Genomic DNA, 22544 nt, shown 5'->3' with positions numbered 1-22544 from the left:
TCGGTCAAAGGTTGTGTGCGAGTGCATCCACAGCGGCGATCACGGCGTCTTCTGCTGCCCGCTCACCTACGGTCACCCGCACTCCCTCGCCGGGGAACATCCGGACCGAGACACCCTGCGCGACGCAGGCCGCTTCGAGTGCAGAAGCTCTCTTGCCGAGAGGGATCCACACGAAGTTGGCACCGCTCGGGACCGTCTCGACGCCGCGCAGAGCCAATTGCTCACGTAGGTGAGAACGACCCGCGGTCACCGTTTCGACTATCGAATCGGTGTGTGCCGGATCGGTCAGGGCCGCGCAGGCCGCGGCCTCGGCAACGGCGCTGAGCCCGAAGGGCGGTGCAGCGCTGCGAAGATCCGCTGCGATCGCCGAGTTGGTGACGGCATAGCCGGCACGAAGTCCGGCCAATCCGTAAGCCTTGGAGAAGGTTCGGAAGACGACGATGTTGGGAAAGGCTCGAAGCAGGTCGACGCCGTCGACGTCGCTGGTCGCGAACTCCCGGTAAGCCTCGTCCAGAAGGATGAGGACGTCGCTCGGGATCGAGCGGGCGAACGAGACGAACTCCGCGGTCGAGAACTCGCTTCCGGTCGGATTGTTGGGGTTGCAGACGAGTACTGCGCGGGTCTGCGGCGTCACGGCTGCCGCCATTGCACTCAGATCATGCCGATGTTCGGAATCGAGTGCGACGGGTACACCGCTCGCCCCGGCGATTCCGATCAGTATCGGGTACGCCTCGTAGCTGCGCCACGGGTAGACGACTTCGGTGCCAGGGCCCGTGTATGCGGTCAATACCTGCTGGAGCAGTGCCAACGACCCGGCGCCGACCAGTACCTGGTCGTCGCCCACGCCCAGACGGTCGCTCAACCGGGCTATCAGTGTGTCGCCGAACAGCGACGGATACAAGTGTGAGTGTGAGGCCGCGAGATTGACGGCCTCGAGAATGGCCGCCGAGGGTGCAACAGTCGACTCGTTGCTCGACGCCCGCCACCGAACCTGCTCGAGGCCGGCGGCTTTGGAGTATCGAGGAAGCGCTTCGATTTCGGGTCGGGGGCGAGGCCTCAGCGCACCGGGCGCGCTCATGCCAGGGCGCCGATCGCGTTCTCTGCAGCCGCAACAAGTGCACCCGATGCCGCCAAGTCCACCGCGGCCTCGATCTCGGGGGACAGGAAGCGATCGGTACCCGGCCCCTGCACCTTCTCGCGCAGGGTCCGAAGGACGGCTCCGGTGGCGGGGGAGGGCTCGAGTGGGGAGCGCAAATCGATTCCTCTTGCTGCAGTCAGTATCTCGATCGCGAGAACTCGGGTGAGACCGTCGATGGACCGGCGGAGCTTGCGTGCACCCGACCATCCCATGGAGACGTGATCTTCCTGCATGGCCGAGGAGGGAATCGAATCGACACTGGCCGGGCTCGCGAGTCGCTTGAGTTCGGACACGATGGCAGCTTGTGTGTACTGCGCGATCATCAGTCCGCTGTCGACACCGGGGTCGTCGGCGAGGAAGGGGGTCAGACCGTGATTGCGTGCTACGTCGAGGAAACGGTCGGTGCGGCGTTCGCTGATCCCCGCGACATCCGCGGTCACGATGGCGAGAAAGTCCAAGACGTAGGCCACGGGAGCTCCGTGGAAGTTACCGTTCGACCGAACCCTTCCGTCGAGAGTGACGACGGGATTGTCGACAGCACTGGCCAATTCGCGCCCGGCAACCAGTCGGGCGTGATCGACGGTGTCGCGTGCGCCGCCGGCAACCTGCGGTGCGCACCGCAGTGAGTACGCGTCCTGAACTCTGGTGCAGTCAGGGCCCGCATGGCTGGCGACGATCGGGGAGTCGGCAAGCAAGCGCACCATGTTCGAGGCGGCCGCGCCCTGTCCGGGGTGGGGGCGAAGCGCCTGAAGATCGGCGGCGAACACTTGATCGGTGCCGAGCAAGCCCTCGACGCTCATAGCGGCAGCGATGTCGGCCAACTTGAGCAGATGATCGAGATCGGTGATCGCAAGGGCCAGTTGACCGAGCATCCCGTCGGTACCGTTGATCAGTGCGAGGCCTTCCTTCTCGGCCAGAACCACCGGTTCGAGACCATGGGCAGCCAATGCCGTTGCCGCATCGGTGAGTTCACCGTCGGCGGTGCGGACGGAACCTTCACCGATGATTGCCATCGCCACATGCGCCAGTGGTGCCAGATCTCCCGAGCATCCGAGGCTGCCGTATTCGTGCACCACCGGGGTGATGCCTGCGGTGAGTAGGTCGGCGTACGCCTGTGCGACTACAGGGCGCACTCCGGTTCGCCCGGTGGCGAGCGTCGACAGACGCAGAAGCATCAAGGCCCGGATCACTTCGCGTTCGACTTCCGGTCCCGAACCTGCCGCATGTGAGCGGATCAGGCTGCGCTGCAACTGTGTCCGCAGATGCGCCGGAATGTGCCGGGTGGCAAGTGCGCCGAATCCGGTGGAAACTCCGTAGACCGGTGTGGGGTCTGCGGCCAGCGCTTCGATGCGTGCACGACTTTCGGCGATCGCGGCCAGTGATTCCGCGGTCAATGCAACGCCGTATCCGTTGCGCGCGACGTCGACGACGTCGGCGATGGTGACAGAGCCGATTCCGACCTCGATGGTTCGGGTGGCTGTCTGGGTGGCAGGGGTGGCGTTCATGGGACTCCAATGATGATGCGTGGCTATCTAACAAAGTCTTGTATACGAGACTCTAGTCTTGAATATGAGACGAAAACAAGGCCCACAGAGTGCGAAACGGAGAATTTTGTTACATGTCTGCGGTCGGGGTCTCCACCATTCGATCTCCGAGATCGGCGGAGAACTCGGCGCTGACGGTGCGCACTCGGTCGGCGATCAGGGCACTCTCCTCGGCCGATTTGGAGCCGGAGAGGAAGGTGACGCCGAGAGCTGCGACCGGACGACCGTCCCGTGTGATCACGGGGCTGGCGATGCAATTGATCCCGGATGTCGTCGCATTCTCTTCGACCGCGTACCCGCTATCACGTGCTGCGGCGAGCAGTTCTCGCAGTTCGGCGAGCGTCGACGGTCCCGTTCCGGTCCGCGTCGGCCAGGTGTATCCCTCGTAGAGCGCGCTGATCTGTTCCACGTCCAGACGGCTCAGAATCGCGCGCCCGACTGCGGTGAGATGCGCCGGAAGGCGAGTCCCGATTTCGGTCACCAATCGCACGCCCGGCTTCAGTGGTTCACGTTTGTCGAGGTAGATGACGTCAGACCCCTGTAGTACCGCGAGATGAGACGTCTCATCCGTCGACTGAGTGAGTGCCAGCATGAATCGTTGGCCCTCACGGTGAAGTGGGCCGGAGCGCATGTACGACGCACCGACTTCGAACGCCGAGACACCCAGGGTCCAGGCGCGTTGATCAGCCCAGTACGAGACGAACCGTCGATCCCGCATGACATTGAGGAGGTGATGCGTCGTACTCTTCGGCAGCTCGAGGGCGCTGGAGATTTCTGCCGTCGCCAGCGGCACACCCCGGCGGGCCAGGAGATCGAGCACGTCGAGCACGCGCTCAGCAGATTTCACGCGGCTCGTCGTCATGTGGGGTGTGTCCTTACGGGTAGGGCTGAGGTGGGAGCGGGGAACCACATTGTCTCGGATACGAGACTGAATCGCCAAGCGCTCGGGGTGGTCAGGGAGTCTGGCTACCGAGTTCCGCGGACAACCGGGCGCAGTGCTCCACCAAGACACGACCGTGGCTGGCGCAGACCTCGTCCGTCAGACGGAATGTCGGGCCCACGACGCTGAGCGCTCCGGCTATCTGACCGACCGCGTTGTAGATCGGCGCGGCAACTCCGGTCGAGTGATCCTCGATGGTGTCGTGCGCAATGGCGTACCCGCTCTCGCCTACCTTGCCGCTCAACGCTGCGCCGACGGCGGTGCCGTCCAGGGGAACGCTCTGGCCCACCCACCCCATGTGGCGGATCGCGTGCGTGCCCTCGATCTGATCGAGATACAGCGCAGTGTCTTTCGGTCCCTTCGTCGACAGGTAGGTCGACTCTCTCGTGGTTTCGGCGATGGCCTTCATCGCGGGCCGCGCTCTCGGCAACAGTTGATTGTCACCGAGTGCGCGAGCCCCGATCTGTAGTAGCCGCGGGCCGACGCGATAGACGTTGTCCTCGCCGCGGACGACGAACTCGGTTTGTTCGAGGCTTCTGATCAGGCGAAGCGCGGTACTGGTTGCCAGATCGGTTGCCTTGGCGGCGTCGCCGAGCGTCAACCCGCCGTGCTCGACGATCGCACCGAGAAGTTCGAACGTGCGATTCGCGCTGCGGGTCACGTCGCCGGGGGCCATGTCCTACTCCAAGTGCCGAGGGATGTCTGCGCTGAATCTATCGCGAGCCCGGCAGTACCTCACCGTGGTGCTCGTCCAGCAGGGGACTGCGGCGGACATCGGGGCGTCGGCTATCACCGAACACGACGGGTTGTCGTACGTAGGAGATTTTTCCTGCTACCGGGTGCTCGAACGATTCGACGACTCCGCGATACTCGGCCTGCGCGGAGGTGAGTGCCTGCTGGACGTCCCAGATTTCCGAGCCGGCGAGGCCCGCGTCGCCGAGAATATCGACCACGTCGGCGACGGTCTTTCCGGCAGCCCAGTTTTCGATCTCCTTGCGCAGTGCCGGTTCGTTCTCGGTCCGGGCGGTGTCGTCGGCAAATCGAGGATCTGCGATCAGGTCGACGCGATTCATCGTCTGCGCCAGCTTCTCGAAACCCGACTGGCTCGCAACCGCGAGGACGAAGAGTCCGTCGTCGGCCTTGTAGGTGTCGAACGGTGTTGACACCGGATGACGGTTGCCGACGCGTGGGGGCGTGAGCCCGGTGGATTGCAGTTGGCTGTGTGCTGTCGGCAGCATGGCGAGCATGCTGTCGAACATCGCGACGTCAAGGTGCTGCCCGAGTCCGCTCGCCCGTGCACTCAGCAGGGCGGTACTGATTCCCCAGGCGGCGAACAGCCCGGCGACCAGGTCTCCGAACGACTCACCCAACCGTGTCGGCCCGGATTCCTCCGAACCGGTGATGCTCATGATGCCCGAAAGAGCCTGGACTACAAGGTCGTAGGCGGCGGCTCCGGACATGGGCCCGTCCTGTCCGAAACCGGAGATGGACGCGTACACGATCCGCGGATTGCGAGCCCGCGCAGCCTCGTAGTCGATTCCCAGGCGCTTGGTGACGCCGGGGCGAAAGTTTTCGACGACGACGTCGGCGGTCTCGATGAGCGTCAGCAGCGCCTCACGGTCCTCGTCGTTCTTGAGGTTGAGTGCCACCGAACGCTTGCCACGATTGAGCACGTTGAAGTAGATGCTCTCGCCGTCGCGGAACGGGCCGAGGTGCCGAGAGTCTTCACCGTGTTCGGATTCGATCTTGACGACGTCCGCACCGGCGTCGGAAAGCAGTGCGGTGCAGTAGGGTCCGGCAAGGACGCGCGAGAGGTCGATGACCCGGATGCCGTCGAGTGGGGGAAGTGCAGTCATGTCCGCGCCTTTCAGAACTCGGTGGAACGCGGCGACGGAGCATTGCCGGCAATGGTGAGCAACTGGATCTGCGAGGTGCCCTCGAAGATGCGGAGAATGCGGCAATCGCGGTACAGGCGTTCGATTTCCGATTCGCGCATGAAACCTGCGCCACCGTGGATCTGTACGGTTTGATCGACGATCGAGAAGCAGGCTTCGGTGGCGACGTACTTCGAAATCGATGCGGCGCGGCGGATGTCCTGACCGGCGTCCTTGACGTCGGCGGCCCAGTCTGCGGTGACGCGTGATGCGACAAGTTGCGCGTCGCAGCCACCGAGGAGTAGCTGGATTGCCTGGAAGTCGAAGATCGGCGTGCCGAACTGCTTTCGCTCCGTTGCGTACTCGCGTCCCAGTTCCCAAGCGCGCAGAGCGATGCCGTTTGCCATTGCCGCTACGTCGATGCGTGCTCGGTTCAGGGCGGTCAAGGCAATGTTGCCGCCGCGACCTTCGGTGCCGATCACGGAGTCGAGCGGCAGAACGACGTCGTCGAGGTAGACGGTGTACGTCGGGGCCGAACGAATTCCCATCTTGTCCTGCGGCTCCGAGTAGCTGATTCCCGGAGTTCCCTTGGGGACGACGAAGGCGGTGATGCCTCGGAATCCTGCGCTCGGGTCCGTCTTGGCGAAGAGCACGACCAGGTCGGCTTCCTTGGCGTTGGAGATGTACGTCTTCGATCCGGAGAGATGCCAGCCGTCGTCCTCGCGTCGGGCGACGGTACGCATCGAGGCGATGTCGGAGCCGGCATCGGGTTCTGTGAGTGCAAAGCCGGCCAGTAGTTCGCCCGACGCGAGCTGGGGCAACCAGCGATGCTTCTGCTCTTCGGAGCCGCCGACGAGAATCGGCTCGAGGCCCAGGTAGTGGGCGGTGTAGATCGATGCCAGCGCGGCGTCGGTGCGTGCAACTTCTTCGATGGCGACCAGTTGGGTTCGTGTCGACAGACCCAGCCCGCCGAATTCCTCGGGCACGGAAATGCCCATGAGGTCCTGCTGCCCGAGGCGCTTGACCAGCTGCGCCGGGAACTCCTTGGACTCGTCGCGTGCGGCTGCTCCTGGGTGGATCTCGGCGTTGGCGAAGGCTCGGACAGTGCTGCGGAACTCTGCGAGATCGACGCTGTCGGTGTCGGGCGCGGTCTGGGTAGTCACGGGGGCTCCTTCGAGGCGGAATAGTTACGAATTTCATCTAATGAAATCTAATTGCCACTAGTTGGCATGGACTGACTATGACCGAGGGTGGCGAATTTGTCCAGGGGTGAAGTTGTTGTGTCGCGGCTCACGTTCTGCAATGATCAACTTGTCTAAGCCTGTATAGACAAGTTGATTGCGGATCGAACCCACTACAAGTCGGAAGCAGCGTGGCTTTCGACGGAAGGTGCTGACATGAGCCTCGTTTCAGTCGACACGACACCGGACTCCGAGAATGTGAGGAGGGTGTCCAGTACGTATTTCGAGGGCTTGTCGGCGGACCGATACGCTGCGCTCGCCGAAGACCGCAAGCTGGCGATTGTCGCCGCGCACATGGACCTTTCGCGTCGACGAGGACACAACTCGTCGATCTCGCGACTCGCGCCGGCCGGGGAGTTAGGGGATAGCCCCGCGATTCAATACGTCGGCGACGACATGCCGCAGCTCGTCGAAGCGGTCTTGGCGACACTTGCCCGTGCCCGCGTGGAACCTGAATTCGTGGTGCACCCCGTGCTTCGCACAGCCGTACAACCGGCGCACAGCACCGAAGACGCCCGGGCCGGGGAGCGCACCGAATCATGGATCCACATAGGACTACCCGCACACTGTTCGGACGCGCAGGCGCAGGTGATCGCGGACGACGTCGCCGGAATCCTCGACCGTATCGCGCGTGCCTTCCGCGATTCCGTGCCCCTGCGGGACCTCGTCGACGAGGCGCGCGAGCAACTGGACTCGAACGGCTACGCCGAAGAAGCTGACTTTCTCCGGTGGTGCAGCGCCGGAAACTTCAGTGTCATCGGTGGTGCGCGAACTGTCGACAGTGACGAGCCGTACGCCATCGGCGTGCTCCCCGATCCAACCGGCTCTTCGGATTCGAAAGCGGCGCCCCTCGCGATTGCAGTGGTGTACCTCCGGCAAGGGTTCGGTGGATCCGAATACGCCACCGAGATCGACGTGTCCGTCGGCGACCGTGCGTACCGATTCGTCGGGTTCTTCACCGCGACCGGTATCGTCGCCGACGTCAGGCGAACCCCGCTCGTGCGAGGACGCGTCGCAGACATCTTCGAGGCCTCAGGATCCACCGTCGATTCGTTTGTCGGACAATCGATGCTGGCAGTGATTCAGTCGATTCCGGTCACAGTGCTCCTGGCGGCCGAGCCGGCCCGAATCGCGGACGCGCTGGACGAACTCACTTCCGTGGACGGCCGCACATCGATCCATCTGTTCTTGCAACCGGTGGGAAGTTCCCCGGCGACAGGGCGAGATCAAGAGTTGTCGGCTTTGCTCTTCGTTCCGCGCGAGAAATTCAGTACGACGATCAGAACAATGGCCGAGTCGGTACTCGCCGACGCACTCGGTGCCCACAATATCGAGTTCTCCAGTCGAGTCTCGGAATCCCCCTTGGCCGTCGTACATTTCACGGCCACAGTCGGCGGCGACGCGAACTTCGCGTCGGCGCGACAAGCACGGGAGATTCGGGACCTCGTCGTCGACGCGTGCCTGACGTGGGACGAACGATTCGTTCTGGATGCTTCGCACTACGACGAGCGGCGCAGGCGTGCTCGGTTCGCCGAGCGCGTTCCGGTGGCATACAAGCAGGATTTCGACGCTGTCCGAGCCGCCGAGGACATGGCGGTGTTCGAGGGCCTCGCGCCCGGAGAAGTAAGTCCACGGTTGGCCCGATCTGTCGACGGACCGGGTACTCACCGTCTCGGGCTGTACGTCTCGGGTGATCCGCTCTCGCTGGGCGAGGTGCTGCCCGTATTGCAGAGCCTGGGCGTCGAAGTGGTCGACGAGCGCCCGTACGAGATCGCACCGGTGGGAACCGAACAGTCCAGGATCTACGAGTTCACGCTCGACTATCCGAGTGCTCCGGTCGAAGGCTTCGACAACTTTGCCGCGCGATTCGCGGCGACGTTTGCCGCGGTTCGAAACGGTGACGCCGAGCCGGACTCGTTCAACGAATTGGTCGCGATCGCGGGACTCGGCTGGAAACAGGTAGTGGTGCTGCGGGCATACGCGGAGTTCTTGCAGCAAGCGGGATTTCCTTACAGCACCGGTCGCGTCGCCGAGGTACTTGCCGATCATCCCGAGATCGCCGGCAGATTGTGCGAATTGTTCGAGAGCCGTTTCGATCCTGACGTCGTCGACGGAGATCGAGGTGCACGTGCAGCAGCGGACGTGGAAACGGCCGTGGCGCAGGTGCAAGGACTCGACGCCGATCGGATCCTGCGCGCGTTGTCCGAACTGGTCCGTAACACGTTGCGTACCAACTATTTCGTGTATCCCACTGAATCGCTCGGCGCGCTCTCGTTGAAGTTCGATTCGGAGAAGCTGTCCGTATTGCCTTTCCCTCGACCGAAGTTCGAGATATTCGTGTACTCACCCGATGTAGCAGGTGTGCACCTTCGTTTCGGTACGGTGGCTCGCGGCGGCTTGCGCTGGTCGGATCGGAAAGAGGACTTTCGCACCGAGGTACTGGGATTGGTGAAGGCGCAGGCAGTCAAGAACGCAGTCATCGTGCCTGTCGGAGCGAAGGGCGGATTTGTCGTCAAACGCCCACCGGTTCCAGGGCTGGGCGCAGACGCAGACCGAGAAGCTGCGTTGGCGGCCGGGATCGATTGCTACCGATCCTTCATTCGCGGACTACTCGATCTGACCGACAACGTCGACAAGCAGAGCGGGGCCGTTGTCGCGGCGCGGCGGGTCGTTCGCCACGACGGAGACGACACGTATCTTGTTGTCGCCGCGGACAAGGGAACTGCGAAGTTCTCCGACATCGCGAACGAGGTTGCCGCGGAGTACGGATTCTGGCTCGGCGACGCCTTCGCGTCCGGCGGGTCGGTCGGCTACGACCACAAAGCCATGGGTATCACGGCGAAGGGCGCCTGGGAAAGTGTCAAGCGGCACTTCCGTGAGCTCGGCGTCGATACCCAGCACGATGACTTCACCGCGGTGGGGATCGGAGACATGAGTGGCGACGTCTTCGGCAACGGTATGTTGTGCAGCAGACACATTCGCCTGATCGCGGCGTTCGATCATCGGCACGTGTTCGTCGATCCGAACCCGTCGCCTGAGCGCTCGTACGACGAGCGATCACGTCTCTTTGCGCTCCCACGATCCTCGTGGGCCGACTACGACCCGACCTTGATCAGTGCCGGCGGCGGAGTGTGGGAACGCTCGGCGAAGCGCGTTCCGATCAGTGACGAGATACGAGAGGCACTGGGCCTCGAGGACGACGTCACCGAACTGACTCCACCACAACTGGTTCGGGCGATTCTGCGGTCCCCGGCAGATCTGTTGTGGAACGGCGGCATCGGAACGTACGTCAAGGCCTCCGGTGAGTCCGACCTCGAAGTCGGCGACAAGAGCAACGACGCCGTTCGGGTGAACGGCAACGAAGTGCGTGCCCGAGTGATCGGTGAAGGAGGCAATCTCGGCCTCACCCAGGCCGGACGGATCGAATACGCACGCGGCGGTGGACGGATCAACACAGACGCCCTCGACAATTCGGCCGGAGTCGATTGTTCCGACCACGAGGTGAACATCAAGATCCTTCTCGACTCTCTGATCAGCTCAGGCGTCGTCACGGACTCACGTCGTGACGCACTACTCGAATCGCTGACCGACCAGGTCGCAAAACTCGTTCTCGCAGACAACCGTTCGCAGAACGAACTGATGGGTACCACGCGGGCGGATGCGGGGGCGATGATCGGTGTGCACGGCAGAGTGATTTCCAACCTCGAATCGCGCGGGATCGTCGACCGTGTCATCGAAGGGTTTCCGACCAAGAAGCAGTTCGCCGCGGCCGAGAAGTCGGGAACGGGGCTGACGTCGCCGGAACTCGCCACACTGATGGCCCACGTCAAGCTCGATCTGAAATCCACGCTGTTGGCGGGAAGCTCGATCGACAACCAGATCTACCGCCAGGTGCTGGCGAACTATTTTCCGGAGGGCGTTCGAGTTGCAGGGGGTGACGCCCTCGACCGGCACCCACTTCGTCGCGAGATCGTCGCGACAGTGCTGACGAACAACGTCATCGATCGAGGCGGCATCACCTATGCGTATCGGCTCGGTGAAGAAGTCGGCGCTGATCCGGAAGACGCAGTACGTGCCTTCACTGTGGTCTCCGAGGTGTTCGGACTGTGGGGGTTGTGGCACGACATCAGCGAAGCCTCGATCTCGACCGCAGTGTCCGACGAGTTGATCCTGCTCACCAGGCGACTGCTCGACCGGGCGTCACGGTGGATGCTGACACGTCGTCCGCAACCGCTGGCCGTCGGGGCCGAGATCAGCAGATTCGGTGATCGCATCGCGGAGGCGTCGGCAGAGCTCGATGGCTGGCTGGTAGGCGCAGATCAGCGGAACCTGGCTGCGCGAACGGTCCTCATCACGGACAAAGGCGCGCCGGAGAACCTGGTCAGGCGAGTGGAGATATTGCTCGATCAGTTCGGACTGCTCGACGTGGTGGAGATCGCGGACCTCGCCGATCGGACGATCTCGGAGACCGGCGAACTCTATTTCCGGCTCGGTGAGCATGTTGGGCTCGTCCCGATGCTCAATCGAGTGTCGGCGTTGAGCAAGGACGGAAAATGGAACGCGTTGGCGAGGTTGTCGTTGCGGGACGAGTTGTACTCGACGGTGCGGGCCCTGACCCTCGACGTCTTGGCCGACGCGGAAGCGGGTGACACGACAGCGGAAAAACTCTCGAGGTGGGAAGAAAGGAATGCGTCGAGAATCGAGAGGTCCACTCTCGCGCTCGCAGAGATCGAGGCATCCGGGCAACACGATCTTGCTGCGCTTTCGGTTGCGACGAGCCAATTGCGGCGCATGGTGGGTTAGGTCCGGCGCGGACGCTCTCGGATGGATCGGAAAGGTGCACGAGGCGGATAGACTTCGGAGGCCGAACGGGAGAACCGACTCGGTGGTTTTCGACGAACGGGTGGTGGCGATGGCGATTGCCGAAGTGGACGCAGAACTCGCCGTGCTGTTCAACGAGGCAGGCGGCGAGTCCGCCCCTGCCTACGAACGGGTCAAGAACCTCGTGGTCTCGCAGATCAACTCGGGTCGGTGGACCGAAGGCGATCAGCTGCCTTCGGAGAATCAACTGGTCAGTGCACTGGGGTTGTCACGAATGACGATCAATCGAGCGCTTCGCGAACTCACCAGCGACGGTCTGATCGTGCGGATGATGGGGGTCGGTACTTTTGTCGCCGCCACGAAGACCGCGTCCCCGCTGTTCGAAGTCAAGAACATCGCCGACGAGATTCAGCGCCGCGGCCACCGTCATCGAACCGAGGTCGTCTTCGTTCGTGAGGAAGAAACCGACCACGGGCAGACGTTCCTTCGTGAATCGGTGGGCAAACGGGTGTTCCATTCGCTGATGGTGCACTTCGAGGACGAAACTCCGATTCAGGTGGAAGACCGATTCGTGAATCCGAACGAGGCGCCAGACTATCTGCGCCAGGACTTCACCGCGATCACCCCCAACAACTACTTGAGTGACGTTGCGCCTCTGGTTCGCGGCGAGCATGTCGTGGAAGCGGTGTTGGGTAGCCCGGACGAATGCGAGCTGTTACGCATCGATCGCGGGGAACCGTGCCTGCTGATTCGCCGCCGCACGTGGTCGGCTAACGGATTGGTCAGCGCGGCGCGCTTGATCCATCCGGGTTCACGCAATCGCTTGGAAGGAACCTTCGAGCGCTGATCGTTTCGAATGGCGAATCCTGAACACTCGCTCGTCGGATTGCACCATTTTCGGGGTCGACTTCGGTGCAATCGACCAGGACGTGACTGCGAGCACACTGAGATCATGGGTGGACGGTTATTGCTTCCGCAACCTCACTTCCCGACGAGTGAGACCTGAGCGGATCCCAGCAACGCCGTCTACGCCGCTCGCTTCCATGATCGAAGGAGTTCGACCTGTGACCGACTTGCCCAAGGACCTACTTGTCGCCCCGAAGTGGCAGGAACGCCTCGACGAACTGGCAGCCAAGCATTCGGTACCGGGCGCGCAGGTCGGTGTGATCGCGCTGGGCGAAGACGGCGCGGCGGACATCCGTGTCATCACCACCGGAGTGACGAGCCTGAACACGCGCGTCGACGTCGACGCAGACACCCTGTTCCAGTACGGATCCGCGAGCAAGATCTGGACGACGACGCTGATCATGCAGCTCGTCGACGAGGGCAAGCTGACGCTGGACACCCTGGTGGTGGAGGTGCTTCCGGAGTTCACGATCGCGGATCCTTCCAACACGAAGGAAATCACGATCCGCCAGTTGCTCACGCACACAAGCGGTATCGACGGAGACCTGTTCAACGACACCGGTGACGGTGACGACTGCGTCGAGAAGTACGTCGACGAACTCGCGACCGCGATCAGCGTCACCGAGCCCGGCGGGCATCTGAGTTACAGCAACGCGGGTTTTGCCGTTGCCGGCCGCATCGTCGAGGTCCTTCGTGAGATGACGTGGGACGAGGCGTTGGTCGAATATCTCTGGAAGCCACTCGGATTGACGCACATCATCACCAAGGCCAAGGACGCGCCGCTGTTCCGCACGGCCGTCGGCCACGTGGCCAACCCGGATCGGACGCCGCCGGACAAGGTGATTCCGACCAAGCAGTGGCTGCTTCCGCGCGGTATCGGTCCGGCCGGGATCATCACCGGATCGGTCAGCTCGCTCCTGACCTTCGGTGCTGCACACATGCGTGACGGACTCGCATTGACGGGTGAACGCATTCTGTCCGAAGAATCCGCGCGCCTGATGCGCACTCCGCAATTCGACCTGACCGCGGTCTCGAGCGTCGATCAGGCCTGGGGCCTCGGCTGGATCCTGTCCGACTGGGGCGGCGTGACGTCCGCGCAGCACGGTGGTGCGACGATCGGCCAGATCACTCGTTTTCACACCTTCCCCGAGCTCGGTCTCGCCATGGCCGTGGTGACCAACTCGCGTGGCGGCGGCGCCCTGGCCCACGACATCGAGAAGGAGATCGCCCAGGAGCTCGATCTCGTTCTGCCGGAACCGAAGTCCGAGCCGAATGCGGAAGACATCGACCTGTCGCACATTCTCGGAACCTATGAATCGACAACCGTGCGAATCGAACTCACGCGCGGCGAGGACGGCGGATTCCAGGTGCAGAACTTCGCCAAGGTCGAGATCGACGGCGAGCCGCCGGCTCCGCCCACCAAGGTCGTGCCTCTGTCCGCCTCCCGGTTCTTGATCAGTAACGAGAGCGCTTCGGGTGAGATGGCTCATCTCACGATCGATGGCGAGCAATATCTCTACATGACAAGGCTTTTCAAGAAGATTTCCGACTAGTCGCGGCGAGATGATTCTCTCCGCTGAATGAAATCTCGGGCAGGTCGAAGGCGATGAGGGCCCTCGACCTGCCCGCACTACTTTTCGAGGAAAACTCATGATGAAACCTCTCGCTCCTTTTCCGGACGTGAATCACCCCGCGGCACTGGATGCTTACGGCCTTGCGCCGGTCATCGACGGTCACAACGATCTGGCCTGGACGGCTCGCGAAACTGCCGCATACTCGGTGGAGAATCTCGAGAAGGATTCCATCTTCCAAACCGACATCGACAAACTCGGTCGCGGCGGCGTCGGTGCGCAGTTCTGGTCGGTTTACACCCCGTGTGACCGGACGGAGCCAGAGGCGGTTCAGTACACACTCGAACAGATCGACTACGTGTACCGGATGATCGAGCGATATCCGGATACTTTCGAATTCGCGCGTACAGGTGACGACGTGCGTCGCATCTGGAGCGAGGGCAAGGTCGCGTCCTTGTTGGGCGCGGAGGGCGGTCACAGCATCGGCAGCTCGCTCGGTGTCCTGAGAATGATGGCGCGCCTTGGTCTTCGGTACATGACGCTGACGCACAACGACAACACCGGGTGGGCGGACTCCGCGACGGACACTCGAGTACACGGCGGGCTGACCGACTTCGGTCGCGAGATCGTGCGCGAAATGAATCGGCTCGGCGTACTCGTCGACCTGTCGCACGTCTCGGTGGAAACGATGAGAGATGCCATCGAGACGTCTTCGGCGCCGGTGATTTTCAGCCATTCGTCGTGCTCTCAGCTGTGCGGTCACCCCCGTAATGTTCCCGACGACGTCATGCGACTGCTCGCGGACAACGGCGGGGTCATCATGATCGCCTTTGTACCCATGTTCCTTTCTGCCGAGTACAACGAGTGGTTCAAAGGCGGGCGAGTCGGCCCACGACCGGCGATGACAGTGGACCATCTCGCCGACCACGTCGAGCATGCCCGAGACGTCGCGGGCATCGACCACATCGGTTTGGGCAGTGACTACGATGGGTTCGACGACTTTCCGGACGGTATGCAGGACGTATCCGGTTTCGCGGTGTTGATAGACCGTCTGGCGGAACGCGGTTGGTCCGCGGAGGACTTGGCAAAGCTGATGGGCAACAACGTGTTGCGTGTGCTCGACGAGACCAGTGCGGCCTCGATGTCGAGCCTTTCCTAGCCGTATCGACGCCCGAGAAGATGAGGATGAGAATGAAGAAGATTCGTACCGTTGCACTGAAGCTGGTTGCTTCGGTGTCCGTAGTTCTGGTTGTGCTGGTATCGATAGCGCTCGTATTCAATGTCGGCTCCAGCAAAGCGAGCGTTCCGGCCGGGGAGACGGGCAACCAGTTCGTGTCCGTCGACGGAAAGAACATGAGCTACTCGATCCGCGGCAACGGCGATCAGACCATAGTGCTGTTACCCGGGTTCGGAACGTCCGCACCGATTCTCGACTTCACACCGCTTGTCAACGAGCTCGCACCTGACTACCGCGTCGTCACGATCGAGCCCTTCGGTTACGGCTACAGTGATGGAACGGACAAGGACCGCACGACTGCGAACATCGTCGAAGAGATTCATACGGCAGTACAGTCGCTGGGAATTGACGAATACATCCTCATGGGGCACTCGATCACTGGTCTCTATGCGCTGGACTACACCGCGAAGTACCGTGACGAGGTCACCGCATTCGTGGGTATCGACAGCAGTGTTCCAGGGCAGCCGAACATGGATACCAAATTCCCGATCGACGCACTCCGAGTTGGAAGGCAATTGGGCTTGGCGGAATTGCTGTCCAAGGTCGTCGGTGGTGAAGCCTCGGACGAGTACCTCGATCCCGCCGCAAAGGACGAGATGCGACAGTTGACTGCGAAGAACAACTTCAGCGATACCTATCTCAACGAGATGGATCATCTTTCGAGTAACTTTGCTGAAGCAATCGGCAAGACGTTCCCAGCCGATCTTCCGATTCTGTTGTTCGCCGTGAACAATTCAGAAGTTCAGGGCTGGACAGAGCTGCACGAGGGGCAGGCAGCCTCCGTCGATCACGGAGAGGTGATCTTGCTGGACGGAGACCACTACCTGCACCACACCAGGTCGAAGGAAATCGCCGAGAACCTCGGAAGGTTCTTGGGTGAGCTGAACTGAATCCGGAAGGACGTTAAAGTTGGAGGCGGGGCCATCGAGTCGAGATGGTCCCGCTTCTTTCTTCTCCACTGATCGTTCGGAGGCATTGTGGCGCAGACCTGGTCACGCGAAGAACTAGTGAGCGAGCTGGACTCGGCGTATTCGAAACTCGAAGCGTTACTCGACGGCGTCGCCGAGGCCGATGCGTTCGACGCCGTTGCCGTCGATGCGTGGACGGTGCACGACGTACTCGCTGTGCGTGTCTGGTGGGCAGAGGCCGTCGCAGAGTGGATAGGTGCCGGGCTGCGAGACGAGGCTCCGCAGACGCCGGCGGCGGGTTACAAGTGGACGCAAACACCCGCACTGAACCAGTCGGTTGTCGACGCGAGCATCGACATTCCGGCTCAGGAGCTTCGTGACCGCTTGGGAGCTGCTGTTGCGATGTTGCGCAACTACATCGAGACCCTTGACGATGATCAACTGCTGTCGGTCGGGGTTTTCTCGTGGACCCGGACGTGGCCGGTCTCGAGGTGGATCGCCGTCAACACGATCACCCAATACGCGTCGTTGTCGAAAATGATTCGGCGAGTGCTGAAGTCGAACAATCAGCTCTGAAGTCGATGCATCCGCCATACGTCCGGTCCGTCGGGGAGCGAGGTCTGGCCGACGATCGTGAAACCGAACCGTTGGTACAGCGGTAGATTTCGTTCGGTCGACGTATCGAGCCAGCAATTCTGTTCGGTTCGATCCAGTTCCGCCAAAGCATGTTTCAGTAGCGCAGAACCCAATCCGGTTCCGCGTGAGCGCGGCGTCGTACCGATCGTTGCCAACGACCACGCGTTGTCGGGGACGGGAAGCGCAGACAGTTGTTCGTCAGCCTGAAGAACGCGCTCGAACCGATCTCCGTGCAGTTCGACGATCTTCTCGACGGTCGCTTCATCAGGCTCTGGAGCGTCCGGCGGCAGGACTGCGATGACGCCGTTGCCGGAATCGTCTATGTAGGAACGCCCGAACGGTAGTGCCAGGTGTTCGAGGTAGATCCGTTGCAGAGTCGCGACGCGTTCCACGTGGGAGTCTTCGGCGACGCACCAGTTCGTCCAGGGGTAGTCGGCAAACGCCTCGCCGAGAACCTCGGCGGCACGGTCGAGGTCGTCGATGGACAGCGGTCGAACAGAATTCTGCATAGTGCCACTTCAGCACAGTGAGGTCTTCCGTCGCCACTCGATTTCGGCGGTGTAGCAGGTGCGCGGGCCGTGGTCACGTACTTGTGAGTTCATTCAAGAAAGTTGGACGAGGCTGTCGATCCTGCGTTGACTGGTAGTGATCGGGCAATCGCGGAGCTGTCAACTCCGGGCACGTGAGATCCGGGTATGGCGATTCTCCGCGAAAGGAACAGATATGAACAGGCTCGAAGGCAAGAATGTAGTGATCACAGGCGCCGCCAGTGGAATCGGGCGTGCAGCAGCACAACTCATGGCGGCAGAGGGCGCCAAGGTGTTGGTCGCCGACCTCGATCCTGCGCGTGCAGAGGAATCGGCGGTGGCGATTCGCGAGACGGGTGGCAATGCAGTGGGTTTCGGTGTCGATGTCATGAACGAGGACTCTCTGGCAGCGATGATCGAAAAGGCGGTCACCGAATTCGGCGGCATCAACGTCCTGTGTAATCACGTGGGCGGTAGTAACCCGCGCAAGGATCTCGACCTGCTCCGGATGGACTTGGACGAGTGGGATCGCGTGATGTCGCTCAACGTCCGCAGCACTGTCGTCGCTTCACGACTTGCCATTCCGCACATGAACAGTGCCGGTGGAGGATCGATCGTCAACACGGCCTCGGTAGGTGGATTGATCGGGGATTCCCTGCAGTCTGCCTACGGATCCGCCAAAGCGGCAGTCATTCGTCTGACGCAGTACATCGCAGTCCAGTACGGAGCAAACGGTGTTCGGTGCAATGCCGTAGCGCCGGGCGCGATCATGACACCCGCTCTCGTGGACAACATCCCCGCTGATGTCATCGACGGCATGAAGCAGGCAAACGCCCTGCCTTACCTCGGCGAACCCGAAGACATCGCGCATGCCATGGTCTACCTGGCTTCGGACGAATCTCGCTACATGACGGGGCAGACCCTGGTGGTCGACGGCGGACTCACCAGCAAGAGTCCGCTCGCGACCGGCCGTTCGTCGATGTTGAGCTGAATCAGCTCCGCCAACCGCTGGGGCCGGCGCCCAGAACCTCGATGGATCCCTGACTGGCGTGTGAATGCTTGGTGCGGTGCGTCATTCGCCACTTTCCGTCGATCCGCGCCCATGAGTCGTGGTAGTCGCCGAGGGTGAAGAAGTTCAGGTGAGCCTTGCTCCCGGTGCCCACATGCATGTCGCTGACATAGGAGCGGCTGGTGGCGAGATCGCCGACCACCTCGACCAGCACGTTACCGATCAGATGTTGGGTGGGACCGCACTCGTCGAGGAACGAGCGGATGGACGCCACTACCTCGGCGGGTCCGCACAGAGTTCCGGTGCCCAATTCTGCCGTAGCGTCCGGCGTCATGATCCGGTGGAGTTCATCCCACTCTCGCGCATCCATGGCTCGGGCGAACTCGAAGATGGAGCGGGTGATCTCGCGTTCGTCGAGAAGAGTGGTGATGTCGATGCTCATGCTGTGCGCCTTTCTTAACGTCGGGGGGTTAATAAAGGCGCACAGCAGATGTCAGCGGTTGAGCAGCTTGCGCATCGCTTCGGCAGCGCCCTTGACCATCTTGTCTCGGGGGAAGCCACTGCGCTTCTTGGCGCCTTCGTAGTTTCCTGCAGCCACCCAGATCGGGCCGTCGGCAAGGTGTTCGAGACCTTCACGTGCAACATCTTCGGGCTCTGCGACGTTCATGCCCGGGATGTCGAAGTTCAGTCCCGCGCGAATCATAGCGGGTGTGCGAGTGACACCGAGAATGAACTCGACGACGTGAACGCCGTACGGCTGGAGTTCGAGCCACAGGCTTTCGGCGAAGATGCGCCCGAATGCCTTGGACGCCGCGTAGATGCTCTGGTGCTCGGAGCCCATGAATCCGGCCAGCGAACCGAGCAGCATGATGCCGCCGCGTCCGCGATCCTTCATCAATCCGCCGAAGTGGTGCGAGAGTTCGAGCTGCTTGTTGATGTTCAGCTCGATGACTCCGGCAAATCCCGTCAGATCTCCGGTGACGAACTCGTGGCCGTAGCTGTTGGCGCCGGCGTTGAAAATGAGGAGACCAACCTCGACGTCGTCGGTGACAGCCTTGATCTGATCGAGCGCGTCCGGAACGAGCAGATCCAATGCGAGAGTGCGTACTTCGACGCCGTTGGCGCGTGCCTTGGCCGCGGTCTCCTCGAGCGGGCCCGGCTTGCGGGCGATGAGAACGATGTTGATGCCGATCTTGCTGAGCTCGTCGGCGAACCCTGCGCCGACACCTTCTGAACCGCCGGCGATGACTGCCCACGGGCCGTAGTACTGAGGATCGATCATTACTACCTTCTTCGAAAGATGTTGGCTTGACTAGTGAAACGGAGCGGGTACGGGTTCGCTGTCGTCGACGATCGGCTGAGGCACCGGCTCGTCGTTGAGGATCTCGAGTTCGCCCGCTGTTGCAGCGTTCACGATGGACGCGATCAAGGCGCCGCACTGCTTGCGAGGGGCACCGGGTCGTCCCTCTCGCTGCCCGAATTCACGGTCGTCGGCGATTTCGAGGCACTGGGCGCGGGCCTGGTCACTCCACTGAACGGTGGTGTGTTCCCAACTGTTCTTCTGGACCAGGACCTGAGCCTTGCACTCAGCGCACTGAAGAGGCTGCATCTTCGTCTGCCTTCTTTGCAGCGAGGTTGTCTTCGACTTCCTTCTGCCAGGCTGCGACGGGTCGCGCGGTGTCGAGTTCGAATTCGAAGCGCTCGGTCATCTCGGGAGCGATGTCCGCGACATCGACGTAGAACTGTTCGTACCAGCGACGGAGCTGGTAGACCGGGCCGTCTTCTTCGCACAGGAGCGGGTTCTCGATGCGAGTCTTGTTCTTCCAGATCTCGACGTCCTGCTCGAAGCCCTTGGCGATGAACGTGCCGAAGTTCGCGGCCATCGCGTCGGCGGCTTCACCCTGGAAGCGATCCGACTTCTTGACGATGATGCCGTACTGGAGCACGAACTTGTCAGCGCTGACCGGGTAGTGGCAGTTGATGAGCACAGAGTCGACGTTGTAGTCCTCGTACTCGTAGGTCAGGTCGTCGACCATGAAGGAGGGGCCGAAGTACGTGGCAACCGAGTTGCTGCCGACCATCTTCGGGGTGCCTGCTGCGTGGGGACGCATGTCCGAGCGAGCGACGCCGCGCATGTACTGCGTTGCGGCGTGGCCTTCGAAGACGTTCTTGAAGTACGTCGGGAAGGAGTAGTGCACGTAGAAGAAGTGCGCCATGTCGACGATGTTGTCGACGATTTCGCGGCAGTTGGTGTCGACGGTCGTGGTGTACCAGACCCAGTCGCTCCACTCGTCGCTGAGCGCGCCTTCGATGCGGGGGATAGCCACGTCGTCGGTCGGCGGGTTGCCCTCGGGGTCGTGCCAGACGAAGAGCATGCCGTCCTGGTCGAGGGTTTGCCAGGCGCGCGTCTTGGCCAGCGGGGGGACGCGGCGTGCGTACGGAATCTTCTGGCACTTGCCGTTGCCGCCCCAGCGCCAATCGTGGAACGGACAGGCAATGGCGTCGCCCTTGATGGTGCCCTGGCTCAAGTCGCCACCCATGTGACGGCAGTACGCGTCGAGGATCTTGACGTTGCCTTCACTGTCGGCGAAGACGACCAGTTTGGTGCCGAACGCCTCGATGGAGTGCGGCTGGCCGTCCTTGAAGGACTCCGTGAGTCCAATGCAGTGCCATCCACGCGCAAAGCGTGTAGGCGCGGTTCCAGCTTGGATCTCGCGAACCTCGTCGTTGTCGGACTGAGTGATCGTCACGATGAGTCCCGTCCTTTCCAGGGGCAGTGTCGACGCCCGACGCTAGGGGAGCGTGAATTGCCTCTGGGGTCTCGTCTCACTGGCCGGGACCAGCGGCGAGCGCGAGGATCCGGCGGCTGATCCCGGCCTCCGGGACTTCCGATCACCGGAACGCGTGACCGACATATCGTGACGGGGCAGCCGTTATGTCTATCTGCCGATCCGCTCCCTCACGGTTCGGTGCGAGGAGTGTCTCCCATGGTCAACAAGGTTCTGAGTTCAGTCCGTGATCTGCTTCCGAAGATCGCGGCCCGCGCTCAGAAGGTCGACGATTCGCGCAAGATCTCCGAACGGACCATCCGGGAGCTGTCCGAAGCCGGCGTCTTCTCCATGCTGGCGCCGAAAAGATACGGAGGTGCCGAGAGCGACCCGGTTCAGTTCTACGAAGTGGTCAGGGCCATCTCGGCTGCCTGCGGCTCGACCGGTTGGGTCGCGTCGGTGGTGGGGGTGCACCCGTGGCATCTTGCACTTTTCGACGACCGAGCGCAGGCCGACGTGTGGGGAGAGGATCAGACGACGCTCATTTCGTCCGCCTATGCGCCGGTCGGTCGACTGACGGCGGTGGACGGAGGCTACGAGCTATCGGGCCAGTGGGGTTTCTCCTCCGGTTGCGACCACGCGAGTTGGGCGTTGCTGGGCGCGATGGTGGTCGGCATGGATGGTCGTCCCGTCGATTTCATGACGGTGTTGGTGCCGCGCACCGATTACGAAATCCGTGACGTGTGGGATGTCGTGGGTATGCGGGGCACCGCGAGCAACGAGATCGTGGTCGACAAGGCCTTCGTTCCCGAGCACCGATTGAAGCGCAACTACGAGACCGCACAACTGCGTGGTCCTGGCCAAGCGGTCAATCCTGGCCCGCTGTACAAACTTCCGTTCGGGAGCATCTTCACCTCGACGGTTGCCGCGCCGTGTGTGGGCATCGTCGCCGGTTGTTACGAGGGGTACCTGGACGTGATGCGTGAGCGCGTCCGTCTGAGTTTGGGTGGTGGACGGTTCAGCGAGGATCAGTTCGCTCAGGTCGCCGTCGCACGTGCGTCGTCGGAGATCGATGCTGCGATTCTGCAGATGGATCGCAATATCCGGGAGATGTACGAACTTGCTGTGGCCGGTCAGGAGCTCCCACTCTCGATGAGGCTGCGTGCGCGTCGTGATCAGGTTCGTGCGACGGAACGCTCGGTGGAAGCGATCGACATGCTTTTCAAGACGGCAGGCGGGAACTCCCTCTCTCGCGGAAACCCGATCGAGCGTGCGTGGCGTGACGTTCATGCGGGCAGCGTTCACGTTGCCAACGAACCCGAGCGCGCGTTGGCGCTCTACGGCCGGGCGGCGTTCGGACTGCCGGTGGAGGACAACCTGATCTGACGGGTTGGCGCGTCACCGGGTGGGGTATTTGCCTTTGG

Annotated in this window: 19 protein-coding genes; 8 read left to right on the top strand and 11 right to left on the bottom strand. The window is 62.1% G+C overall.

All coding sequences use genetic code 11. The features are described from left to right. Positions 1-4: 4 nt before the first annotated feature. The 6 genes from ATN38_RS07800 to ATN38_RS07775 all read right to left on the bottom strand — a co-directional run bounded on the left by ATN38_RS07800 (position 5) and on the right by ATN38_RS07775 (position 6659). Positions 5-1078, bottom strand: a complete 1074-nt coding sequence (locus ATN38_RS07800; protein WP_065351423.1) for a histidinol-phosphate transaminase — start codon at positions 1076-1078, stop codon at positions 5-7. Next, positions 1075-2643: a histidine ammonia-lyase gene (gene hutH, locus ATN38_RS07795; RefSeq protein ID WP_065351422.1), complete on the bottom strand. Its 1569-nt coding sequence runs from the start codon at positions 2641-2643 to the stop codon at positions 1075-1077. Before hutH ends, ATN38_RS07800 begins: the two co-directional genes overlap by 4 nt. Positions 2644-2752: 109 nt before the next feature. After that, positions 2753-3544, bottom strand: a complete 792-nt coding sequence (locus ATN38_RS07790; protein ID WP_065351421.1) for an IclR family transcriptional regulator — start codon at positions 3542-3544, stop codon at positions 2753-2755. A 91-nt stretch (positions 3545-3635) separates the two neighbouring features. Next, positions 3636-4298 carry an IclR family transcriptional regulator gene (locus ATN38_RS07785; RefSeq protein WP_003939923.1) on the bottom strand — a complete coding sequence of 221 codons (663 nt, stop codon included), beginning with the start codon at positions 4296-4298 and terminating at the stop codon, positions 3636-3638. Between the two features lie 37 nt (positions 4299-4335). Beyond that, positions 4336-5478 carry a CaiB/BaiF CoA-transferase family protein gene (locus tag ATN38_RS07780; RefSeq protein WP_047270694.1) on the bottom strand — a complete coding sequence of 381 codons (1143 nt, stop codon included), beginning with the start codon at positions 5476-5478 and terminating at the stop codon, positions 4336-4338. 11 nt (positions 5479-5489) lie between these two features. Then, positions 5490-6659 (bottom strand): acyl-CoA dehydrogenase family protein, encoded by a 1170-nt coding sequence (locus ATN38_RS07775; RefSeq protein WP_007732726.1) that lies wholly within the window; start codon positions 6657-6659, stop codon positions 5490-5492. A gap of 234 nt (positions 6660-6893) precedes the next feature. On the opposite strand from ATN38_RS07775, the gene ATN38_RS07770 reads away from it, so the two are divergent. From ATN38_RS07770 to ATN38_RS07745, 6 genes are all read left to right on the top strand, one after another. Beyond that, entirely contained in the window at positions 6894-11540 is a 4647-nt protein-coding gene (locus ATN38_RS07770; protein ID WP_230691707.1) for an NAD-glutamate dehydrogenase domain-containing protein, read from the top strand. Positions 11541-11649: 109 nt separating this feature from the next. Next, a complete protein-coding gene (gene hutC / locus ATN38_RS07765) occupies positions 11650-12405 on the top strand; it encodes a histidine utilization repressor (RefSeq protein WP_024487384.1) in 756 nt (251 codons plus the stop codon). A gap of 217 nt (positions 12406-12622) precedes the next feature. Beyond that, the gene (locus tag ATN38_RS07760) at positions 12623-14017 is read left to right on the top strand and encodes a serine hydrolase domain-containing protein (RefSeq protein WP_308255930.1); all 1395 of its coding nucleotides are present in this window, start codon (positions 12623-12625) and stop codon (positions 14015-14017) included. Between the two features lie 97 nt (positions 14018-14114). Then, a complete protein-coding gene (locus tag ATN38_RS07755) occupies positions 14115-15194 on the top strand; it encodes a dipeptidase (protein ID WP_007732718.1) in 1080 nt (359 codons plus the stop codon). 32 nt (positions 15195-15226) lie between these two features. Continuing rightward, a complete protein-coding gene (locus ATN38_RS07750) occupies positions 15227-16162 on the top strand; it encodes an alpha/beta fold hydrolase (protein WP_007732711.1) in 936 nt (311 codons plus the stop codon). 87 nt (positions 16163-16249) lie between these two features. Beyond that, positions 16250-16756: a ClbS/DfsB family four-helix bundle protein gene (locus tag ATN38_RS07745; protein ID WP_007732702.1), complete on the top strand. Its 507-nt coding sequence runs from the start codon at positions 16250-16252 to the stop codon at positions 16754-16756. Here ATN38_RS07745 and ATN38_RS07740 read toward each other — a convergent pair. After that, positions 16747-17325, bottom strand: a complete 579-nt coding sequence (locus tag ATN38_RS07740; protein ID WP_065351419.1) for a GNAT family N-acetyltransferase — start codon at positions 17323-17325, stop codon at positions 16747-16749. The genes ATN38_RS07745 and ATN38_RS07740 overlap by 10 nt on opposite strands. Positions 17326-17539: 214 nt before the next feature. Between ATN38_RS07740 and ATN38_RS07735 the strand changes: the two genes are divergently transcribed. Next, positions 17540-18334: an SDR family NAD(P)-dependent oxidoreductase gene (locus tag ATN38_RS07735; RefSeq protein ID WP_047270700.1), complete on the top strand. Its 795-nt coding sequence runs from the start codon at positions 17540-17542 to the stop codon at positions 18332-18334. A 1-nt stretch (position 18335) separates the two neighbouring features. Here ATN38_RS07735 and ATN38_RS07730 read toward each other — a convergent pair whose 3' ends face one another. From ATN38_RS07730 to ATN38_RS07715, 4 genes are read right to left on the bottom strand one after another with little or no spacing between them, the layout of a single operon-like run. Next, positions 18336-18794 carry a nuclear transport factor 2 family protein gene (locus tag ATN38_RS07730; protein ID WP_047270701.1) on the bottom strand — a complete coding sequence of 153 codons (459 nt, stop codon included), beginning with the start codon at positions 18792-18794 and terminating at the stop codon, positions 18336-18338. Positions 18795-18845: 51 nt separating this feature from the next. Next, positions 18846-19634 (bottom strand): SDR family oxidoreductase, encoded by a 789-nt coding sequence (locus ATN38_RS07725; protein ID WP_218747776.1) that lies wholly within the window; start codon positions 19632-19634, stop codon positions 18846-18848. A 30-nt stretch (positions 19635-19664) separates the two neighbouring features. Then, positions 19665-19961, bottom strand: a complete 297-nt coding sequence (locus tag ATN38_RS07720) for a hypothetical protein (protein ID WP_065351418.1) — start codon at positions 19959-19961, stop codon at positions 19665-19667. Next, positions 19939-21102: a Rieske 2Fe-2S domain-containing protein gene (locus ATN38_RS07715; RefSeq protein WP_003940257.1), complete on the bottom strand. Its 1164-nt coding sequence runs from the start codon at positions 21100-21102 to the stop codon at positions 19939-19941. The genes ATN38_RS07720 and ATN38_RS07715 overlap by 23 nt, the downstream gene beginning before the upstream one ends. A 237-nt stretch (positions 21103-21339) precedes the next feature. On the opposite strand from ATN38_RS07715, the gene hsaA reads away from it, so the two are divergent. Next, a complete protein-coding gene (gene hsaA, locus ATN38_RS07710) occupies positions 21340-22506 on the top strand; it encodes a 3-hydroxy-9,10-secoandrosta-1,3,5(10)-triene-9,17-dione monooxygenase oxygenase subunit (RefSeq protein ID WP_042448427.1) in 1167 nt (388 codons plus the stop codon). Positions 22507-22544: the final 38 nt, after the last annotated feature.

Origin of the sequence: Rhodococcus sp. FH8 (genome assembly GCF_019266085.1) — a bacterium.
Classification (GTDB): Bacteria; Actinomycetota; Actinomycetes; order Mycobacteriales; family Mycobacteriaceae; genus Rhodococcus_F; species Rhodococcus_F qingshengii.
Note: the sequence above shows the minus strand (reverse complement) of the source record. Positions and strands in the feature narration are given on the sequence as shown.